This is a genomic window from Achromobacter sp. 1014246743 (assembly GCF_059760725.1).
Window position 1 is genome coordinate 1 of sequence record NZ_JCBANA010000067.1, and the last position, 17,990, is coordinate 17,990.

Genomic DNA, 17,990 nt, shown 5'->3' on the forward strand with positions numbered 1-17,990 from the left:
TCAACCCCGTTATTAAGGCGTTCTACGATCGTCTGCTGGCGGCCGGCAAACCCAAGAAGGTCGCTCTGGTCGCTTGCTCGCACAAGCTGCTACGAATCCTGAACGCCATGGCCCGCTCCCAGCAACCGTGGAACAGCCAATTGCACCTTCAGGCTGCTTGACTGGAAACACAGTTGCTTGGGGGGCAGCAAACACGCGAAGCGTGTGCGGCGTGGGGGCCTACCCTTCAGCCATTTCCAGCAGGGCAAACATTTTCAGCAGTGCTACCGGCAACAGACGTCCCGACAGCTTGCGGTCGGCGCTGACCACGCCCGACAGCGTCGAGCGGGCCGAATCGGCCGCCGGCGCATGCGCCAGTTGCCAGCACGCCGCGCCCAGCTGGCCGGCCATCAACGATTGGCGCGCCAGGGTGTGGGCGCCATCGACAGCGGGCAGCGCCTGCCAGGCGTTGGCCATGTAGCGGAAACCGGCGCGGGCTTCTTCCTGCAAGACCAGCCAGCGCGCCACGGTAGCGGCATCGGCCTGGTTGGCCGTCAGGTTGGTCAGGCCGAACAACTGGCCGGCGACCTCGCCGCTGGCCGTGTCGATCAGGCGGGCGCAGACCAGCCGCAGGCGCGTGTCGTCGCCCCGACCCGGCAAGCCGATCTCGGTACCCGACGCCCACAGCGCCAGCGGCGCCGGCCGCGTACCCGGCACGGCGCGCAGGCCCGGCATGTCGCCCGGCTGGCCCACCGGCAGGTAGCCGACGCTCTTGCCCACTGCATTCAGGTTGGTCGGGCAATCATCCTGGATCACGCGCAGGCCGCCCGGGTTGCGCGCCACCCACGACACGCCCTGCCCGCTCAGGCTCTGCCACAAGGCAGACGTGCCGGCTTCCAGCATGTGCACCACCGGCAGGCGCTCGAGCTGGCCGCCCAGCCAACCGATGCGGGCTTCCAGCGCCAGCGCCGTGTCCGGCTGGGCCGCGCTGGCGGGGTCGAACGAGGACAGCATGCCGTGCGGCAACACCAATTGCTGGGCGGGCGCGGCCATCGCGGCGCCGCGGTCGCTCATCAGGACGGAACTGAGCAGCGTGCCGCCCGGCAGGCCATCGCCCTTCATGCTGGTCTTGCCATGCATGGCCAGGAGGTGGCGGCCGCAGGCGCTGGAGAATTCGCGCCGCACCATCGCCAGGGGCGACTCACCCAGCGCGGCCAGGCTGGAGCCCGCGCCGTCGCTGACATATTCACGCCACGATGCGCGCGCCTGCACGCAGGCCGGATCGCTGTCGAGCCAGCCGATGGCGTCGTCCAGGTTCTGCGCGGCGTCGATCGCGGCCGCGCCGCCTTGTGGCCGCAGGATGGCCGAGGCCAGCAATTGACGCCGGCGGGCCGGATCGACCGCTGCGCTGTCGCGCGGCGCCGCGGACCACAGCGACGCCAGATCCGCCTCGCTGGGGGTATACAGGGCACGAGCCCGCTCGACCATGGCGAAGGCGCGGTCGATCAGCGCGTCGGCGCGCGCCAGTTCCAGGTGTTCAGGCACCTTCTGGCCGACCGAGGAATAGTGAATCGGCAGCCGGTGGCGGATCGCCGTATCCAGCGCCGCACCCAGGCGCGAGGCCTCGTCGAGCTTGGTGATGATGCAGCCGGCCACGTCCTCGCCCACGCCGTTGCGATAGGCATGCGCCACTTCGTCCAGGGTGTCGCCCTGGCTGGCGGCGTTCAGCACCAGCAGCCGGCGCACCGGTTTGCCGGCGTTGCACAGCATGGCGGCCTGCTCGGCCACGTGGCGGTCGCGCTGGCTGATGCCGGTGGTGTCGATCAGCACGATCTTGCGGTTGCCCAGTTCGGCCAGGATGCGGCGCAGCTCGCCGGCATCGCGCACCGAGTGCGCCGGCACGCCCATCAGGCGGCCGTAGATCTGCAACTGCTCCAGCGCGCCGATCCGGAAATTGTCAGTGGTCAGCATGGCCACCTGCTCGCGGCCTTCGCGGGCCACGCAGCGCGCCGCCAGCTTGGCCAGGGTGGTCGTCTTGCCCACGCCGGTCGGGCCGACCAGCGCGTACACGCCGCCGCCCAGGAATTCGTCTTCCGATCCCAGCACCGGCAGGTGGGTCACCAGTTCATTGCGGGCCCATGCCAGCGCGGCCTCGGCAGACATGCCTTCCGGCATGCGCTCGACCAGCGCGCGCACGAGCTTGGTGCTGAAGCCCGCGTCCAGCAGGCTGCGGAACAAGGCAGCGCCGGCCGGTTCGCGGCCCGGGCCCTGGCGGCCGCCCCACAGCAGGCCGTCCATGCGGCTTTCCAGCGCGCCGCGCAAGGCGCTGATCGCGTCCTGCAGGCCGGCCGCGGCATCGCCCGGCAAGGCTGCGGGCGGCACGACCGGTCCGTTGCGCAGCGGCGCGTCGGGCATGCGGGACATGGGCGATTGGGGCGCCATCGGTTGCGGCAAGGTCGGTTGGGGCGAGGTCGGCGGCAACACGGCCGGCTGCGGCGCCGGCATGGCGGGCATGCGGGCGACGGGCGGCTGGGCCGCATTCGGCTGGGCCGCATCCGGCTGGGGCGCCTCAGGCAGACGCGCCATCGGCGGCCGGGGTGCAGCCGGCTGCTCGCGCGCAAGCGGCGGCAAGGCGGGCATTTCCATGCGCACCGGCGCGACGGGCGCGGCCACGGCAGCGGCAGGAGGCGCCGACGGTGCGACCGATTCCTGCTGTTCATCCTGCTCCGGCAACGCCGACGAGGCGTAGGCAGACTGATACGCGGCGATGGAGCGGGCCGGCGCAGCATAGGCAGGCTGCGGCGGGACATAGGCCGGCTGCGGCGCGGCGGCAGGCGCAGCGTAGGCAGGCTGAGGTGCGCCATAGCCAGGCTGCGGCGCGGCGTAGGCCGGCGCAGGCGCGGTCTCCTGCGGCGCCGGCTGACGCGGCGATTCCTGCGGCACGTCGTCAAACGCGCCTTCCACCGTGGCCAGCACCTCGATGCCGCCATCGACGCTGCGATTCGACACGATCAGCGCGTCCGGGCCCAGCACCTGGCGCACCTGACGCATCACATCCCGGCTGTTCGCCCCAAAGAAGCGGCTTATCTTCATTGACCATTACCCCCGCCGATCAGCGCGGTCACGCGGACCATGCGCTCATCCGGAATTTCCGTATTCGACAACACACCCAACTGCGGCAAATGGTGGCGCAGGAAGCGCGACAGCGGTGCGCGCAGCACCGGCGACACCAGCAGCACCGGCGCATTGCCCTGCGATTCCTGGCGTTCGACCGCGGCCTGCGTCTCGCGCAGCAGCGTATCGGCCAGGCCGGGCTCCAGCCCGCCGCTGGTGGTCAGCGCCTGCGACAGCACGCGCTCGAGCTTGACGTCCAGGCCGATCACGCGCAGCTCGCCTTCGCCCGGGAACCATTGCTGGGTGATGGCGCGGCCCAGCGCGCGGCGCGTCAGCGCGATCAGTTCGTTGATGTCCGGCTGCCCGCCCGCCCCGGCCGCCAGCGCCGCCAGGCGCGGACCGTGTTCGGACAGGGTGTCGATGATCGTGCGCATGTCGCGGATGGGCACTTCCTCGGCCAGCAGGCCCTGCAGCACCTTCTGCAGCGCGGTCAGCGACAGGGTCTTGGGCACTAGGTCCTCGACCAGCTTGGGCGCGTCGCGGCCGATGCGGTCCAGCAGCTGCTGCACTTCCTGGCGGCCCAGGAGGTTCGAGCCGTGGCGGTGCATCAGGTGGTTCAAATGGGTGGCCACCACGGTGCCCGCGTCCACCACCGTGTAGCCGACCACCTGGGCCTGGTCGCGCAGGCTGCCGTCGATCCACAGCGCCGGCAGGCCGAAGGCCGGATCGGTGGTGGGGGTGCCCTTGATCTGCATCGTCACGCCGCCCGGGTCGATGGCCAGCCACTGGCCCGGCATGGCCACGCCGTGGCCGATTTCGACGCCGGACAACAGGATGCGATAGTCGTTGGGCTTGAGTTCGAGGTTGTCGCGGATGTGCACCACCGGCGGCAGGAAGCCCACGTCCTGGGCGAATTTCTTGCGCAGGCTGCGGATGCGGTGCAGCAGCTCGCCGTTCTGGGCGTGGTCCACCAGCGGAATCAGCCGGTAGCCCACTTCCAGGCCCAGCTGGTCCACCATCGACACGTCGTCCCAGCTGGCTTCGGCCGCCGCGGCCTGCGCCTGCGTCACGGCCTGCTGCGGCACGTCCCGGGCGGCCACCTCGGCCGCCTTGCGCCGCTTCTGCAGCGCCCAGCCGCCCCAGGCCAGGCCGGCGGCCAGGGTCAGGAAGGCGATGTGCGGCATGTTGGGAATCAGGCCCATGATGCCGATGATGCCGGCCGTCAGGAACAGCACGGCGGGGTTCGAAAACAGCTGGCTGATGATCTGCTGGCCGATGTCCTGGTCGGTCGACACGCGCGACACGACCACGCCCGCGGCGGTGGAGATCACCAGCGCAGGGATCTGGGCGACCAGGCCGTCACCGATGGTCAGCAGCGTGTAGACGCGGGCCGAATCGCTCATCGACATGTCGTGCTGGGCCACGCCCACGATCAGGCCGCCGATGATGTTGATGGCCATGATCAGCAGGCCGGCGATGGCGTCGCCGCGCACGAACTTGCTGGCGCCGTCCATCGAGCCGAAGAAGTCGGATTCCTGCGAGACCTCGGCGCGGCGCCGGCGTGCCTCGTCCTCGCCGATCAGGCCGGCGTTCAGGTCGGCGTCGATGGCCATCTGCTTGCCGGGCATGGCGTCCAGGGTGAAGCGCGCGCCGACTTCGGCGATACGGCCCGCACCCTTGGTGATGACGATGAAGTTGATGATCGTCAGGATGATGAAGACGATGATACCGACAGCGAAGTTGCCGCCCACCAGGAAGTGGCCGAAGGCCTCGATCACCTTGCCGGCGGCGTCCGGCCCGGTATGGCCGTGCAGCAGCACCACGCGGGTCGACGCCACGTTCAGCGACAGGCGCAGCAGCGTGGCGAACAGCAGCACGGCCGGAAAGGCGGCGAAGTCCAGCGGCTTGCGGGTGAACATGGCCACCAGCAGGATCATCACCGACAAGGCGATGTTGAAGGTGAACAGCAGGTCCAGCAGGAAGGTGGGCAGGGGCAGCACCATCATGCCCAGCACCATCACGATCAGGACGGGGCCGGCCAGAAGGCGCGCGTGCGTGCCTCCGCTGCTTTTCAACATGGTGAGCAAAGCGCTCATTCCTTAAACTCCTTGTGCTGCGGGTTTGGCCTGCGGGTCCAGGTCGGCCGGCACGGGCAGGGACGTGGGGGCCGTCGGCTCGACCCCCCATCCCGAACGCCATGAGCGCAACTGGAAGACCCACGCCAGCACTTCCGCGACCGCGGTATATAGCTCGGCCGGGATTTCTTTACCCAGGTCGACGTGTTGATACAGGGCGCGCGCCAGCGGCGGCGCCTCCAAGGTGGGAATGCGGTGTTCGGCGGCCAGCTCACGGATCTTGGCCGCGATCAGCCCGGTGCCCTTGGCCAGCACCCGCGGCGCGCCATTCTTGTCTTCTTCGTACTTCAGCGCCACCGCGTAGTGGGTCGGGTTGGTCACGACCACGTCGGCGTTGGGCACTTCGGACATCATCCGACGGCGCGCGGCCTGGCGCTGCTGCTGGCGGATGCGGGCCTTGGTGTGGGGGTCGCCCTCGCTTTCCTTGTGTTCCTGGCGCACGTCTTCCTTGGACATGCGCAGCTTTTTCAGGTGGCTCCAGATCTGCCACGGCACATCCAGCATCACGATCACCATCAGCGAGGCCACGATGAAGGCGCAGCACATCGCCACCAGGGTCAGCGCCTTGGTCAGCGCCGCCGTCGGGGCCACGTGCATCAGGCCCAGCATGTCGTCGTGATAGCGCCAGATGATCCACACCGCCACGCCGCCCACCAGCAGGGCCTTGGCCAGCGCCTTGACCAGTTCGACCACCGTCTGGGCCGAGAACATTCGCTTGAGGCCGGCGAACAGGCTCAGCTTGGAGAAATTCGGCGACAGCGGCTTGCCCGAGATGACGATCCCGCCCAGCAGCACGCTGGACAGCACGGCAATCACGGCCAGCAGGCCGAAGATCGGCAGGATCACCATCAGCGCATGGCCAAAACCGTTCACGGCCAGCTCGACCATCACGCCCGGGTCGGTCACCACGCGCTGGTCGAACGCCAGCCCGCCGCGCAGCACCCCGCTCAGTCCCCGATAAAGCGAACCGCCGCCCATCCAGATGGCCGCGACACCGGCGGCCAGCATCATGAACGTGCCCAATTCCCGGGAACGCGCAATCTGCCCCTCCTCGCGCGCCTTTTCCAGGCGCCTGGGAGAGGCGGCTTCGGATTTCTCGAGGTCGCTTTCTTCGGCCATGCTCTGCGGTGTCGTTGCGGCTCGCGGATTGACGGATTACGAGCTGCCCGCCGAGATTCTAGGTGGCATGGCCATTTGGCGATAAGCCAAGAAACGGGGGGAAAGCGGCGCTATTCCTCAGCCCGCCGCCGCCAGCGGGTGACGGCCGGGCTCACCGGCCGCCAGGGCGGCCTGGAAGCGCATGTAGTCCAGCCCGATCCGGACCGCGCCCCAGTGCTCGCCGTCCAGGTACAGGGGCACCGAAATGTCGTTGACGATCTCCCCGGTATCGCGGGAATAGGTCTGAAACAGCAGGGTTTCGGTGTTGGCCGCCAGCCGGGCCCCGACCGGGTCGTCGAAGATCCGCTTGTGGCGCACCCGCAGGATGTCCTGCGCCGGATCGCCGCTGGGCGCATGGGAATAACGGCTGTTGTGGGCCGGCGCGTAGCCCCGCCCGTCCACCAGCAAGGTGTAACTGCCGCCCGGCACCGCCTCCAGCACGCTGTCCAACAGGCGCGTCAGCGCCTCGTCGATGCCGCGGTCATAGGCCGTGTGATAGCGCGGCGGCTCGCTGCCCGCAATTCGCTGGTAGTGGCGGTCGAACACGTCCAGTCCGCGCTCGCGCGCGTGCTGGAGCAGCCGGATGGCCGCCAGCCGGAAGGCATCCAGCGTCTCTGACAGCCGGTCGAACGCCGTATTGCCCGTGCGCATGTCCGACAGCACCTCCTGCACGCTCTCGGTCTGGCGCCGGATGCGGTCGATTTCGCCGGACATGCTGGCCACCCGCTCGCGCACGTCGGCGCTCAGCGCCGCGATGCGGCTGACGTCCTGGCTCATGCCGTGGTTGGTGGCGTCGACCTCGCCGATGGCCTGCACCACCTCGCCCACCTGGCGATTCATGCTGTCGAAGTCGCGCACGAAATGCTGGAAATCCTGGCGGGTCTTGTCCAGCACCGCGCCCGAAGCGTCCACGTCTTCGCGCAACAGGCCGGTCTGCCGCTGGGTCGAATCCACCTGTTCCAGCATTTCGCCGGTATGGCGGCCGATATCGCTGGTCGCCGCATTGACCCGCTCGGCCAGCCGGCCGACTTCGCTGGCCACCACCGCGAAGCCGCGACCGGCGTCGCCCGCCCTCGCCGCCTCGACGCCGGCGTTCAGCGCCAGCAGCTGGGTCTGCAGGGCAATGTCCTTGATCAGCTTGCTGATGTCCCCCACCGACCGGGCCCGGCCGGTCAGTTGTTCGACCACGGTCGTGAAGGACGCCATCTCGCGGGTCATGCGGTCGACGCGTTCCTTGACCTCGGACAATTCCGCCAGCGCCTGCTCGGCAGCCCGCAGGTTCTGTCCCGAGACCTGCGCGATCTCGCGCGCGTGGGTCGAGGTGGACGCGGACAACGCCGCGATCTGCGCGCCGCTGGCGGCCAGCGCCTCGGCCGCGCGCGCCTGTTCCTGCGCCAGCGCGGCGCAGCGGCCCGCCTGGAACTGGGTCCGGGCGGTGTTCAGGGCGATTTCGATGCTGGATTGCCGCACCGTCACCACGCGGCTGCGGATGCCGGACAGAAAGCGGTACAACGGCCAGGCGGCCGGACTGACGGACAGCGGGCGGTCGGACAGCGCGGCGCGGCCGCGATTGAGCCGGCGCAATAACCCCCAGATGCCTCCGAATGCGAATACGGATCTGGCCACGATGCACCTCCTTGTGCGGCCCGGATCGCCTTCTATGGGCATCCGTTGCCTGGACGCGGCGGGCGCGCCCTGTCTCTTGCTGCTGGCCCCGATTCTTATGGTTGTGCAGTCTACCCAAGCGTGCGGCTTCGTACTCTTAGGGAATACGACCATGCCTGGTCAAGCAACGCGGCGGACGGGACAGGCATCCCGGCCGCCGCCGGACCCAGGGGTCAGAAACCCAGGCTGGCCAGCAGGTCGTCGACCTGGTCCTGGCTGGTCACGACGTCGGTCTTGCCTTGCGGGCTGACCTGCGGACCGTTGAGCAGGCTGTTGGCCTCGTCGCGGCGCTCTTGCGGCACGTTGTCCAGCAGCACCTGCAGCAGCTCGCGCTCGATCGCGCCGACCACGTCCATCATGCGCATGATGACCTGGCCGGTCAGGTCCTGGAAGTCCTGCGCCATGATGATTTCCATCAGCTTGGACTGGGTCTGCTGCGTCTGCTTGGGCACGTCCTGCAGGAAGGCGCGGGTGTCCTTGACCAGTTCGCGGGCCTCGGGCAATTCCAGCGGCTGGTCATACCATTGCTGCCAGCGGCTATCGAGCGCCTGGGCCGAACGCGACATGCCGTCCTGGATCGGGCCGGCGGCCTCGGTCGCGTTCAGCACGCGGTTGGCGGCCTGTTCGGTCATCTGCGCCACGTAGCGCAGGCGGTCGCGGGCATCGGGGATGGCGTTGGCCGCGTCCTTGATGGCCTGGTCCAGGCCCAGCTCGCGCATGCTGTCGCGCAGCATGCGGGTCAGCGAGGCAATGCGGTGGATCAGGTCCGGGGATTCGGCCGGGTCAACATTCTGCGTCGTGCTCATTCACGCACCTCAGCCGCCAATTTTCTCGAAGATCTTGACCAGCTTCTCTTCCAGCGTCGCCGCGGTGAAAGGCTTGACCACGTAACCGTTGGCGCCGGCCTGGGCCGCCGCAACGATGTTTTCCTTCTTGGCCTCGGCCGTCACCATCAGCACCGGCAGCGAAGCCAGGGAGGCATCGGCGCGGATCTGCTTGAGCATTTCCAGGCCATCCAGGTTGGGCATGTTCCAGTCGGACACGACGAACTGGAAGCCACCGTTGCGCAGCTTCTCCAGGCCGATGGCGCCGTCTTCGGCCTCGTCCACGTTCTCGAAACCCAGCTCTTTGAGCAGGTTGCGGATGATCCGCCGCATGGTGGGGAAGTCATCCACCACCAGAATCTTGATGCCCTTGTCTACCATCTTCAACTCCAAAAGAAATGTGCTTGAGACCGATCGGGGAGACGTCCGCGTCAGACGCGGTGCCCCCGGTCGCCCAGGCGAGTCAGAATGCGCTCACTCATCGCCGACAGCGGCACCACTTCGTCAGCCGCGCCTATCGCGATAGCCTCCCGGGGCATGCCGAAGACCACGCAACTGGCTTCATCCTGCGCCATGGTGTGGGCGCCGGCGCGGTGCATGGCCAGCATGCCGGCCGCTCCGTCCTTGCCCATCCCGGTCAGGATGACGCCGATGGCGTTCTTGCCCGCTGCCACGGCGGCGGAATTAAACAGTACGTCCACCGACGGGCGATGGCGGTTCACGGGTTCGCTGGCTTCCAGCTCGATCACGTAGTTGGCGCCGCTGCGGCCCAGGCGCATGTGCGTATCGCCGCCCGGCGCCAGGTAGACGTGGCCCGGCAGCACCCGCTCGCCGTGCACGGCTTCGCGCACCGTCACCGCGCACAGGGCATCCAGACGCTGCGCGAACGACCGGGTGAAGCCGGCAGGCATGTGCTGCGTGATGAGAATGGCCGGGCTGTCAGGCGGCAGGGGCTGCAGCACCTCGCGAATGGCTTCCGTGCCGCCCGTGGACGCGCCCACGATGACCAGCTTTTCCGAGCTGGACAGCGGCCGGCGCAGCATCGGCGACGGTGCCGGCGCAGCCGCGTGCGGGCTGGGCGCGCGCAGCTTGGCGCGCGAGGCCGCGCGGATCTTGTCGGCGATCAGTTCGGTGTATTCCAGCAGCCCGTCGCGAATGCCCAGCTTGGGCTTGGTGACGAAGTCGATGGCGCCCAGTTCCAGGGCGCGCAGCGTGATTTCGCCGCCGCGTTCGGTCAGCGACGACACCATCACGACCGGCATCGGCCGCAGGCGCATCAGCTTTTCCAGGAAATCCAGCCCGTCCATGCGGGGCATTTCCACGTCCAGCGTCAACACGTCCGGGTTGTGCTTCTTGATGAGCTCGCGCGCCACCAACGGATCCGGCGCGGTCGCGACGACCTCCATGTCCGGCTGGCTGTTGATGATCTCGGTCATCAGCCCCCGCACCAGCGCGGAGTCGTCCACACATAACACTCTGATTTTCTGCATTGTTTTTACCGCCTCGGTCTGGCGTAAGCCCTAAGCCCGACCCGCGCATTCGTAGACTGTCTGCCCGCGCAGACGGAAATCCCGGCTGATATAGGTAAAGTTCTCCGAGTGGCCCGCGAACAGCAGGCCGCCCGGCTTGAGCAGCGGAACAAAACGCTCGAGTATCTTTGCCTGGGTCGGTTTATCGAAATAGATCATCACGTTGCGGCAGAAGATCACATCGAACTTCTCGCTGATCGGCCAGGACGGCGCCAGCAGGTTCAAGGTCTCGTAGCGCACCATGTCGGCGATCTCGGGCCGCACCCGCACCTGGCCGGCGTTGGCGCCGCGGCCCTTCAGGAAAAAGCGCTTGAGGCGGCTTTCTTCCATCTTGGCCACGCGTTCGGCCGGATAGACCGCCGTGCGGGCGCGGTTCAGTACGTTGGTGTCGATATCGGTCGCCAGCACCGTCGAACCGCTGGCTCGGGGGCCCAGCGCCTCGGCCAGGGTGATGGCGATGGAATACGGTTCTTCGCCGGTCGACGCCGCACAGCACCACACCGACACCGGACCGCCGCGCTTTTGCGCAAAATCGGCCAGGATCGGGAAGTGATGCGATTCGCGGAAAAACGCCGTCAGGTTGGTCGTCAACGCATTGACGAAATCTTCCCATTCGGCCGCGTCGGGCTCGTTTTCAAGCTGGTCCAGGTAGCTGCCGAAATCCTGCCGGCCCAGCGCCCGCAGGCGCCGCGCCAGTCGGCTGTAGACCATTTCGCGCTTGTGCGTGCCCAGCGAAATGCCGGCGCGCGCGTGGATCATCTTGCGCACGCGGGTAAAGTCCGCGTCGCGAAAATCGAATTGGCGGTCCACCGAAATGGACGGTGCCGGGTTTGCTGCTGTCGCCACCACTGCCCTCAATGTCCCAGGGCAAGCGCGTCAGGCGCTTGCAATCGCGAATCGTCCTGGGCCGCGCGGCCCGAGGACAGCCGGTGCGCCGGCACTTCAATCACTTCACCCGCATTGATCTTGAACACGGCCACCGCTTCAGCCAGGCGCTGGGCCTGTTCCTGCAGCGAGCCGGCCGCGGCTGCGGCTTCTTCCACCAGCGCCGCGTTCTGCTGCGTCACTTCGTCCATCTGCGAGACCGCGCGGTTCACCTGGTCGATGCCGCTGGATTGTTCTTCGGAGGCCGCCGAGATCTCGCCCATGATGTCGGTCACGCGCTTCACGGACGACACGATTTCCTGCATCGTCGCGCCCGCACGTTCCACCTGTTGCGAACCCGCGCCCACCTTGGTCACCGAGTCCTCGATCAGGCCCTTGATTTCCTTGGCCGCCTGCGCGCTGCGCTGGGCCAGCGAGCGCACTTCGCCCGCCACCACCGCAAAGCCCTTGCCCTGCTCGCCGGCACGCGCGGCTTCCACCGCCGCGTTCAGCGCCAGGATGTTGGTCTGGAACGCAATGCCGTCAATGACCGAGACGATTTCCGAGATCTTGCGCGAGCTGGCCGAAATGCCATGCATCGTGTTGACCACTTCGGCCACGGCGGAGCCGCCGCGCTCGGCCACGTCCGACGCGCTGGCCGCCAGTTGATTGGCCTGGCGCGCGTTGTCGGCATTCTGCTTCACGGTCGAGGCCAGCTCTTCCATCGATGCCGCGGTCTCTTCCAGCGAGGCCGCCTGCTGCTCGGTGCGGCTGGACAGGTCCGTATTGCCGGCCGCGATCTCGTGCGAACCGACGTTGATCTCGTCCACCCCGCGGCGTACCGACGCCACGGTGCGGGTCAGGCTTTCCTGCATGCGCTTGAGCGCGGCAAACAGCTGGCCGATTTCATTCGTATTGCGCGCCTCCACGCGGGCGGTCAGGTCGCCGCCGGCAATGCGATCGAAATGGTGGCCGGCTTCCTTGAGCGGCTGCAACACGCGGCGGCGCAGGAACACATAGGTGGCAAACACCAGCAGCGCGGCGATCACGCCGCCGGCGCTGACGGCCATCAGCACGAACTGGTAACGCACCTGCGCGACCTCGTGCGCATCCAGCATCTTGCTGGCACGCCAGAAATCAAAGCCTTCCACGGCGCGGGCAAAACGCCCTTCCAGCGCGTCCTGCACCTTCTGCACCTGCGCCTGGTAGGCCGGCATGTCGGCCTTTTCCAGCGCGGCGGCCAGCGGCGTGAGGCCTTGCTGCACCAGCGCGGTGTAGGCGTCCTCGACTTCCTTGAGCGACTCGGCTGCTTCGGCCGGCTTGGGCAGGGTCTTGAAGAAATCGAACTCGGCCTGGCCCTTGTTCATCGACGCCTTGGCGCGCTCCAGCAGGCCGGCGGCCTCGCTGGACAGACCTTGCGCCAACAGCGTGGGCTGGCCCACGCTGCGCACGATGTCGGCGTAATTGGCCGCAGCCGAACGGCCCAGGCCGTTCAGCGTATCTTTATAGCTGGACACGACGCGGCCCACCGCGTCGTCCAGTTCCTGCGATTGCTTGATTTCCGCCAGGGTGCCATTGCTGATGCGCAGCGACAGTACGCCGAGCGCCGCTCCAATCACCAACATGAATGAGAAGAACGCCAGCACCCACAACAGGCTGCTGCGTATCGTCATGTTCGCGAAAAACTTGCGCATCACAAGAACCACTCCTGACTGCAATCGTTAAGGAAAGCGCCATATTGGTTCAATATGGCGCGCTCATCTCACTGGATTCCGACCGCTCCGATCAGGAGGCGGCCTTCTCCACCAATGCCATTTCGTCGCTGGTCATCATCTTTTCGATGTCGACCAGGATCAGCATGCGTTCGTCCACCGTGCCCAGGCCCGTCAGGTACTCGGTGGACAGCGTGGCGCCGAACTCCGGGGCCGGACGGATCTGGCCGGCGTTCAGCATCAGCACGTCCGACACGCCGTCGACCACGATGCCGACGACGCGGCGATCCAGGTTCAGGATGATGACGACGGTCTGCTCGTTGTATTCGACGCTGCCCAGGTTGAACTTGATGCGCAGGTCGACGATCGGCACGATGATGCCGCGCAGGTTGGTCACGCCCTTGATGAAGGGCGGAACGTTGGCGATGCGGGTCACCGTGTCGGCGTCGTAGCCGCGGATTTCCTGCACCTTCAGGATGTCGATGCCGTACTCTTCGTCGCCCAGCGTAAACACCAGGAACTCGTTGCCGACATCTTCATTGCGCGCGGCTTGCGCTTGCGGTTTGGCTGCCATGGGGCTATTTCTCCATCAATTCAGAATGGCTTCGGGCTGCGACCAACGCTCACGGTTGGCGCGCGCAAGCGCAAATACGTCGACGATCAACGCCACGCTGCCATCGCCCAGGATGGTGGCGGCGGAGATGCCGGGGACCTTGCGGTAATTCGATTCCAGGTTCTTGACCACCACCTGGTGCTGGCCGATCAGGTGATCCACCAGCAGCGCGAAACGACGGTCTTCGGCCTGCATGATGACCGCGATGGCCTGCGTCGGGTCGGTCTGGGCTTCGCTGACCGAGAACACGCGGTGCATTTCCACCAGCGGCAGGTATTCGCCGCGCACGTGCATCACGCGCTCGTTGCCGGCCACGGAATAGATCTGGTCGTTGGTCGGCTGCAGCGATTCGGTCACGTGGTTCAGCGGCAGGATGAAGGTCTCTTCGCCCACCCGCACCGACATGCCGTCCAGGATCGCCAGCGTCAGCGGCAGCACGATGCGCGTGGTGGTGCCATTGCCCGGCTCGCACGACAGCTGCACGTGGCCGCCCATGTCCTGGATGTTGCGTCGCACCACGTCCATGCCCACGCCGCGGCCCGAGATATCGGTGACCTTTTCGGCGGTAGAGAAACCGGGCGCGAAAATCAGCTGCCAGATTTCGTCGTCCGGCGAATTCTCGTTGACCGGCAGGCCCTGGGCCATGGCCTTCTTCAGGATCTTCTCGCGGTTCAGGCCGGCGCCGTCGTCGCTGACTTCGATGACGATGTTGCCGCCGTTATGCTGGGCCGACAGCACCAGCTGGCCCACCGGGTCCTTGCCCGCGGCGACGCGCTTTTCAGGCGTCTCGATGCCGTGGTCCAGGCTGTTGCGCACCAGGTGGGTCAGCGGATCGATGATGCGTTCGATCAGGCTCTTGTCCAGTTCGGTCGCGCGGCCGTAGGTCTGCAGTTCGATCTGCTTGCCCATCTTGCCGGCAATGTCGCGCACCAGGCGCGGGAAGCGGCTGAACACGTAGTCCATCGGCATCATGCGGATGGACATCACGGCTTCCTGCAGGTCGCGCGCGTTGCGCTCGAGCTGTTCCATGCCGTTGAGCAGGCGATCGTGCAGCACCGGGTCCAGCGTGGACGCGGTCTGCGCCAGCATCGCCTGGGTGATGACCAGTTCGCCCACCAGGTTGATCACCTGGTCGACTTTTTCCACGCCCACGCGAATCGACGTCGATTCCTTGTCGGCATGGGCCGGCGCGGCGGCGCGGCTGGTGCGCGCGGCCTGCGAGATGGCTTCGGCCGCCGCGGCGGATTCCGCCATGGCCGGCGCAGCCGCAGCGGGCGGCGCCTCGACCGGGGCCGCGGCCACCGGGGCGGCCACGACCGGCTCGGCCACCGCCGGCGCTGCCGCGGCGGGCGCGGCTTCACGGGCAATGTTCAGTTGGTCGGCATCGACGATGAAGCAGCACACCGCTTCGATATCGTCCGGCGTGCAGGTGCTGTCCACCCACACGGTCAGCACGCCATTGGCGCGCTCGCTGGCCTTGACCTGGCCCAGGTTGCCCATTTCTTCCAGCAACGACTCGGCGTCCTTGTCGGATACCTTGGTGATGCGCACGCGCAGCGGCAGTCCGGCCGTGTCGGCGGGCGCGGCCACCTCGGCCACCGGTTCAGGCGCGGCCTGCACCGGCGCGGGCGCCACGACAGGCGCCGCAACGGGTGCCGCAACAGGGGCCGGAGCGGGCGCCGCGGCGGCGGGGTCCTTGTGCTCCAGGGCGAGCTGCCTCAAGACCGCGCAGATACGCTCAAACACGGCGTCATCGGGCTCTTCGGAGGCCCGGTAGGCATCCAGTTGGCTTTTGAGCACGTCTTTCGTTTCCAAGAAAATATCAATCATGTCCGTGCGCAGCGCCATTTCGCCGCGGCGGATCGCGTCCAGAAGGTTTTCCAGCAGATGGGTCGTGCCCGCCAGCTGCGTGAAGCAGCCGAACGTGGCCGCGCCGCCCTTGATCGAGTGGGCCGCGCGGAAAATGGCATTGAGCTGCTCGATGTCGGGCGCGCCCACGTCGAGCTCGAGCAGAAGCTGCTCCATTTGCGCGAGCAGTTCGTCTGCTTCGTCGAAAAAGGTCTCGTAAAACTGACTGAGATCCAAACCAGAACTCATGACCCGTACGCCTTCATAAATGAACCTGCTTACGCGCCGGACTGCTCATCGAGCAATTCGGACGCCAATTCCACCAGCACATCGGGGTCGACCGGCTTGGAAAGCCAGCCACAAACGCCCAGATCCCGAGCGGCCATCTTGCTATCCACATCGTCTTCGGTGGTCAGCACCAGCACCGGCACATCCAGGTACTGGTCCTGCTCACGCAAACCCTGGATCAGCTCCAGGCCGCCCATCACGGGCATGTTCCAGTCGCTGACCACCAGATCCACCGGATGGCGCCTAGCCATCTCCAGCGCTTCCTGGCCGTTGCCGGCCGTCAGCACCTTCCACCCCGCGCCCGTCAGCGTCGCCTGCACGATCATTCTCATCGTCGCCGAATCGTCCGCCACCAGAATCGTTGCCGCCATTGCTATCGAGCCCCTTCAGCTTGCGGCGTTGCCGCCGTTTCGCCCTGCTTGGTTGCCGTCGTGGCCTGGGCGGCGGCTTGCACCGCCTCCACGGCCGTTCCAACCTCGCGGGCATCCTTGGCGCTCACGTCCGCTGCGGCGGCGTTCTCGTTTTCGATGCGCCGCTGGGTGCTCTGGTTGAGCACCACTAGGCTGATACGTCTATTAACGGCCGCATACGGATCATCTTTAACCAGGCTCATGCTGGAAGACAGACCCTGGATGCGCATGACCTTGCTTTCGTTCATGCCGCCGGCCACCAATTCCTGCCGCGAGGCGTTGGCGCGGTCGGCCGACAGCTCCCAATTGCTGTAGGCGCGCTCGCCGCGGGCGTACTGCGACGCGTCGGTATGGCCGGAGATGCTGACCTTGTTGGGCAGCTCGTTCAGAACCGGCCCCAATTCACGCAGGATGTCGCGCATGTAGGGCTGCACTTCGGCACGCCCCGTCGCGAACATCGGGCGGTTCTGGTTGTCGATGATCTGGATGCGCAGGCCTTCGGTGGTCAGGTCGATCAGCAGCTGGGGCCGGAAACTCTTCAGGACCGGGCTGTTCTCGATGACGTTTTCCAGGCGCTTCTTGAGGTTTTCCAGGCGGTGCTGGTCGCGCCGCTCGGCGTCGCCCATGGGCTGGGCCTCGACCCGGTTGCCCTGGGCGCGGCGCACATCGCCGTCGTTGCGCAGGGGATCGCGCCCGCCGCCGGGCACCGCGCTGGTCTCGGCCGAGCTGCTGGGGCCGCCCGTCAATGCCACGCGCAGCGGCATGCGGAAGTACTCCGCGATGCCCTTCAGTTCTTCGCGCGGCACGATGCTGATCAGCCACATCACCAGGAAAAACGCCATCATCGCCGTGATGAAGTCGGCGTAGGCGATCTTCCAGCTGCCGCCGTGGTGTCCGCCGCCGTGGACCTTCTTGCGGCGAATCACCACACGGTGGTTGTTTACCGTGCTCATGGCCCGCTCCGTCAGGCCTTGGCGGTCGACTTGGTCTGCCGGACGTGCTCTTCCAGCTCACCGAAGGTCGGACGCACGGACGAGAACAGCACCTTGCGGCCGAATTCCACCGCCAGCTGCGGCGGGTAGCCGTTCATGCTGGCCAGCAGCGTGGTCTTGATGCATTCCAGCACTTTCATGGCTTCGTCCGAACGACGTTCGACGCGCGAGGCCATCGGGCCGACAAAGCCGTAGGCCAGCAAAATACCCAGGAAGGTGCCGACCATGGCCTTGGAAATCAGGTCGCCCAGGATGGCGGGCGGCTGGTCCACGGCGGCCAGCGCCTTGATCACGCCCAGCACCGCGGCCACGATGCCGAAGGCCGGCAGCCCGTCGGCCATCTGCTTGAGCGCATTGGCAGGCACTTCGCGCTCGTGGCGGTAGGTCTCGATTTCCTCGTCCATGAGCGTTTCGATTTCGAACGAGCTCATGTTGCCGCTGATCATGATGCGCAGGTAGTCCGTGATGAACTCCATGAGCTTGGCGTCTTTGGCGATACGCGGGTATTCACTGAAGATCGGGCTGGAGGCCGGATCCTCGATATGCGATTCGATGGCCATCAGGCCTTCGCGCCGCGCCTTGTTCAGCAGCACGTACAGGAGCGCCATCAGCTCCATGTAGACGTCCTTGCCGTAGCGCGAGCTTTTCAGCATGTCGGGCAGCGCGTTCTTGACCAGCATCAAGGACTTCTTGCTGTTGCTGGCCAGGAAGGCGCCGAAGGCGGCGCCAAAGATCAGCGTGAGTTCGAACGGCTGGTAAAGCGCGCCCAAGTGGCCGCCCAGCGCTATGAAGCTGCCGACGACCGACACGATCACCACGAGAAAACCGATAACAATCAACACATCAGGCCCCTGCCAAC

General features: G+C 66.8%; 14 protein-coding genes and 1 pseudogene. 1 reads left to right on the plus strand and 14 read right to left on the minus strand.

What is annotated here, in order from left to right; genetic code table 11:
* Positions 1 to 161, plus strand: a pseudogene (locus AC6LJ2_RS23690) (IS110 family transposase); the annotation flags it as partial.
* 58 nt (positions 162 to 219) lie between these two features.
* On the opposite strand, the gene flhF reads toward AC6LJ2_RS23690, so the two are convergent.
* The 14 genes from flhF to motA all read right to left on the minus strand — a co-directional run bounded on the left by flhF (position 220) and on the right by motA (position 17,973).
* Positions 220 to 3,072 carry a flagellar biosynthesis GTPase FlhF gene (gene flhF, locus AC6LJ2_RS23695; RefSeq protein ID WP_498152309.1) on the minus strand — a complete coding sequence of 951 codons (2,853 nt, stop codon included), beginning with the start codon at positions 3,070 to 3,072 and terminating at the stop codon, positions 220 to 222.
* Positions 3,069 to 5,189 (minus strand): flagellar biosynthesis protein FlhA, encoded by a 2,121-nt coding sequence (gene flhA, locus AC6LJ2_RS23700; RefSeq protein WP_263912009.1) that lies wholly within the window; start codon positions 5,187 to 5,189, stop codon positions 3,069 to 3,071. Before flhA ends, flhF begins: the two co-directional genes overlap by 4 nt.
* 3 nt (positions 5,190 to 5,192) lie before the next feature.
* The gene (gene flhB, locus AC6LJ2_RS23705) at positions 5,193 to 6,347 is read right to left on the minus strand and encodes a flagellar biosynthesis protein FlhB (RefSeq protein ID WP_263912008.1); all 1,155 of its coding nucleotides are present in this window, start codon (positions 6,345 to 6,347) and stop codon (positions 5,193 to 5,195) included.
* A 117-nt stretch (positions 6,348 to 6,464) separates the two neighbouring features.
* Entirely contained in the window at positions 6,465 to 8,012 is a 1,548-nt protein-coding gene (locus AC6LJ2_RS23710; RefSeq protein ID WP_498152310.1) for a methyl-accepting chemotaxis protein, read from the minus strand.
* Between the two features lie 212 nt (positions 8,013 to 8,224).
* Positions 8,225 to 8,857: a protein phosphatase CheZ gene (cheZ, locus tag AC6LJ2_RS23715; RefSeq protein ID WP_498152311.1), complete on the minus strand. Its 633-nt coding sequence runs from the start codon at positions 8,855 to 8,857 to the stop codon at positions 8,225 to 8,227.
* A 9-nt stretch (positions 8,858 to 8,866) separates the two neighbouring features.
* A complete protein-coding gene (gene cheY / locus AC6LJ2_RS23720; RefSeq protein ID WP_006387517.1) occupies positions 8,867 to 9,256 on the minus strand; it encodes a chemotaxis response regulator CheY in 390 nt (129 codons plus the stop codon).
* A 50-nt stretch (positions 9,257 to 9,306) separates the two neighbouring features.
* A complete protein-coding gene (locus tag AC6LJ2_RS23725; RefSeq protein ID WP_445658812.1) occupies positions 9,307 to 10,365 on the minus strand; it encodes a protein-glutamate methylesterase/protein-glutamine glutaminase in 1,059 nt (352 codons plus the stop codon).
* A gap of 30 nt (positions 10,366 to 10,395) precedes the next feature.
* Positions 10,396 to 11,250, minus strand: coding sequence for a CheR family methyltransferase (locus tag AC6LJ2_RS23730; protein WP_263912001.1), 855 nt, complete (start codon positions 11,248 to 11,250; stop codon positions 10,396 to 10,398).
* Between the two features lie 8 nt (positions 11,251 to 11,258).
* The gene (locus AC6LJ2_RS23735) at positions 11,259 to 12,962 is read right to left on the minus strand and encodes a methyl-accepting chemotaxis protein (protein ID WP_498152312.1); all 1,704 of its coding nucleotides are present in this window, start codon (positions 12,960 to 12,962) and stop codon (positions 11,259 to 11,261) included.
* Between the two features lie 91 nt (positions 12,963 to 13,053).
* Entirely contained in the window at positions 13,054 to 13,554 is a 501-nt protein-coding gene (gene cheW / locus AC6LJ2_RS23740) for a chemotaxis protein CheW (protein ID WP_025138907.1), read from the minus strand.
* A gap of 15 nt (positions 13,555 to 13,569) precedes the next feature.
* Positions 13,570 to 15,690 carry a chemotaxis protein CheA gene (gene cheA, locus AC6LJ2_RS23745; protein WP_263911999.1) on the minus strand — a complete coding sequence of 707 codons (2,121 nt, stop codon included), beginning with the start codon at positions 15,688 to 15,690 and terminating at the stop codon, positions 13,570 to 13,572.
* Between the two features lie 29 nt (positions 15,691 to 15,719).
* Complete coding sequence (locus AC6LJ2_RS23750; RefSeq protein ID WP_263911998.1) at positions 15,720 to 16,100, minus strand: response regulator; 381 nt, start codon at positions 16,098 to 16,100, stop codon at positions 15,720 to 15,722.
* Positions 16,101 to 16,102: 2 nt separating this feature from the next.
* Positions 16,103 to 17,092 (minus strand): flagellar motor protein MotB, encoded by a 990-nt coding sequence (motB, locus tag AC6LJ2_RS23755; RefSeq protein ID WP_025138910.1) that lies wholly within the window; start codon positions 17,090 to 17,092, stop codon positions 16,103 to 16,105.
* Between the two features lie 11 nt (positions 17,093 to 17,103).
* Positions 17,104 to 17,973 carry a flagellar motor stator protein MotA gene (gene motA / locus AC6LJ2_RS23760; protein WP_263911996.1) on the minus strand — a complete coding sequence of 290 codons (870 nt, stop codon included), beginning with the start codon at positions 17,971 to 17,973 and terminating at the stop codon, positions 17,104 to 17,106.
* Between the last annotated feature and the right edge of the window lie 17 nt (positions 17,974 to 17,990).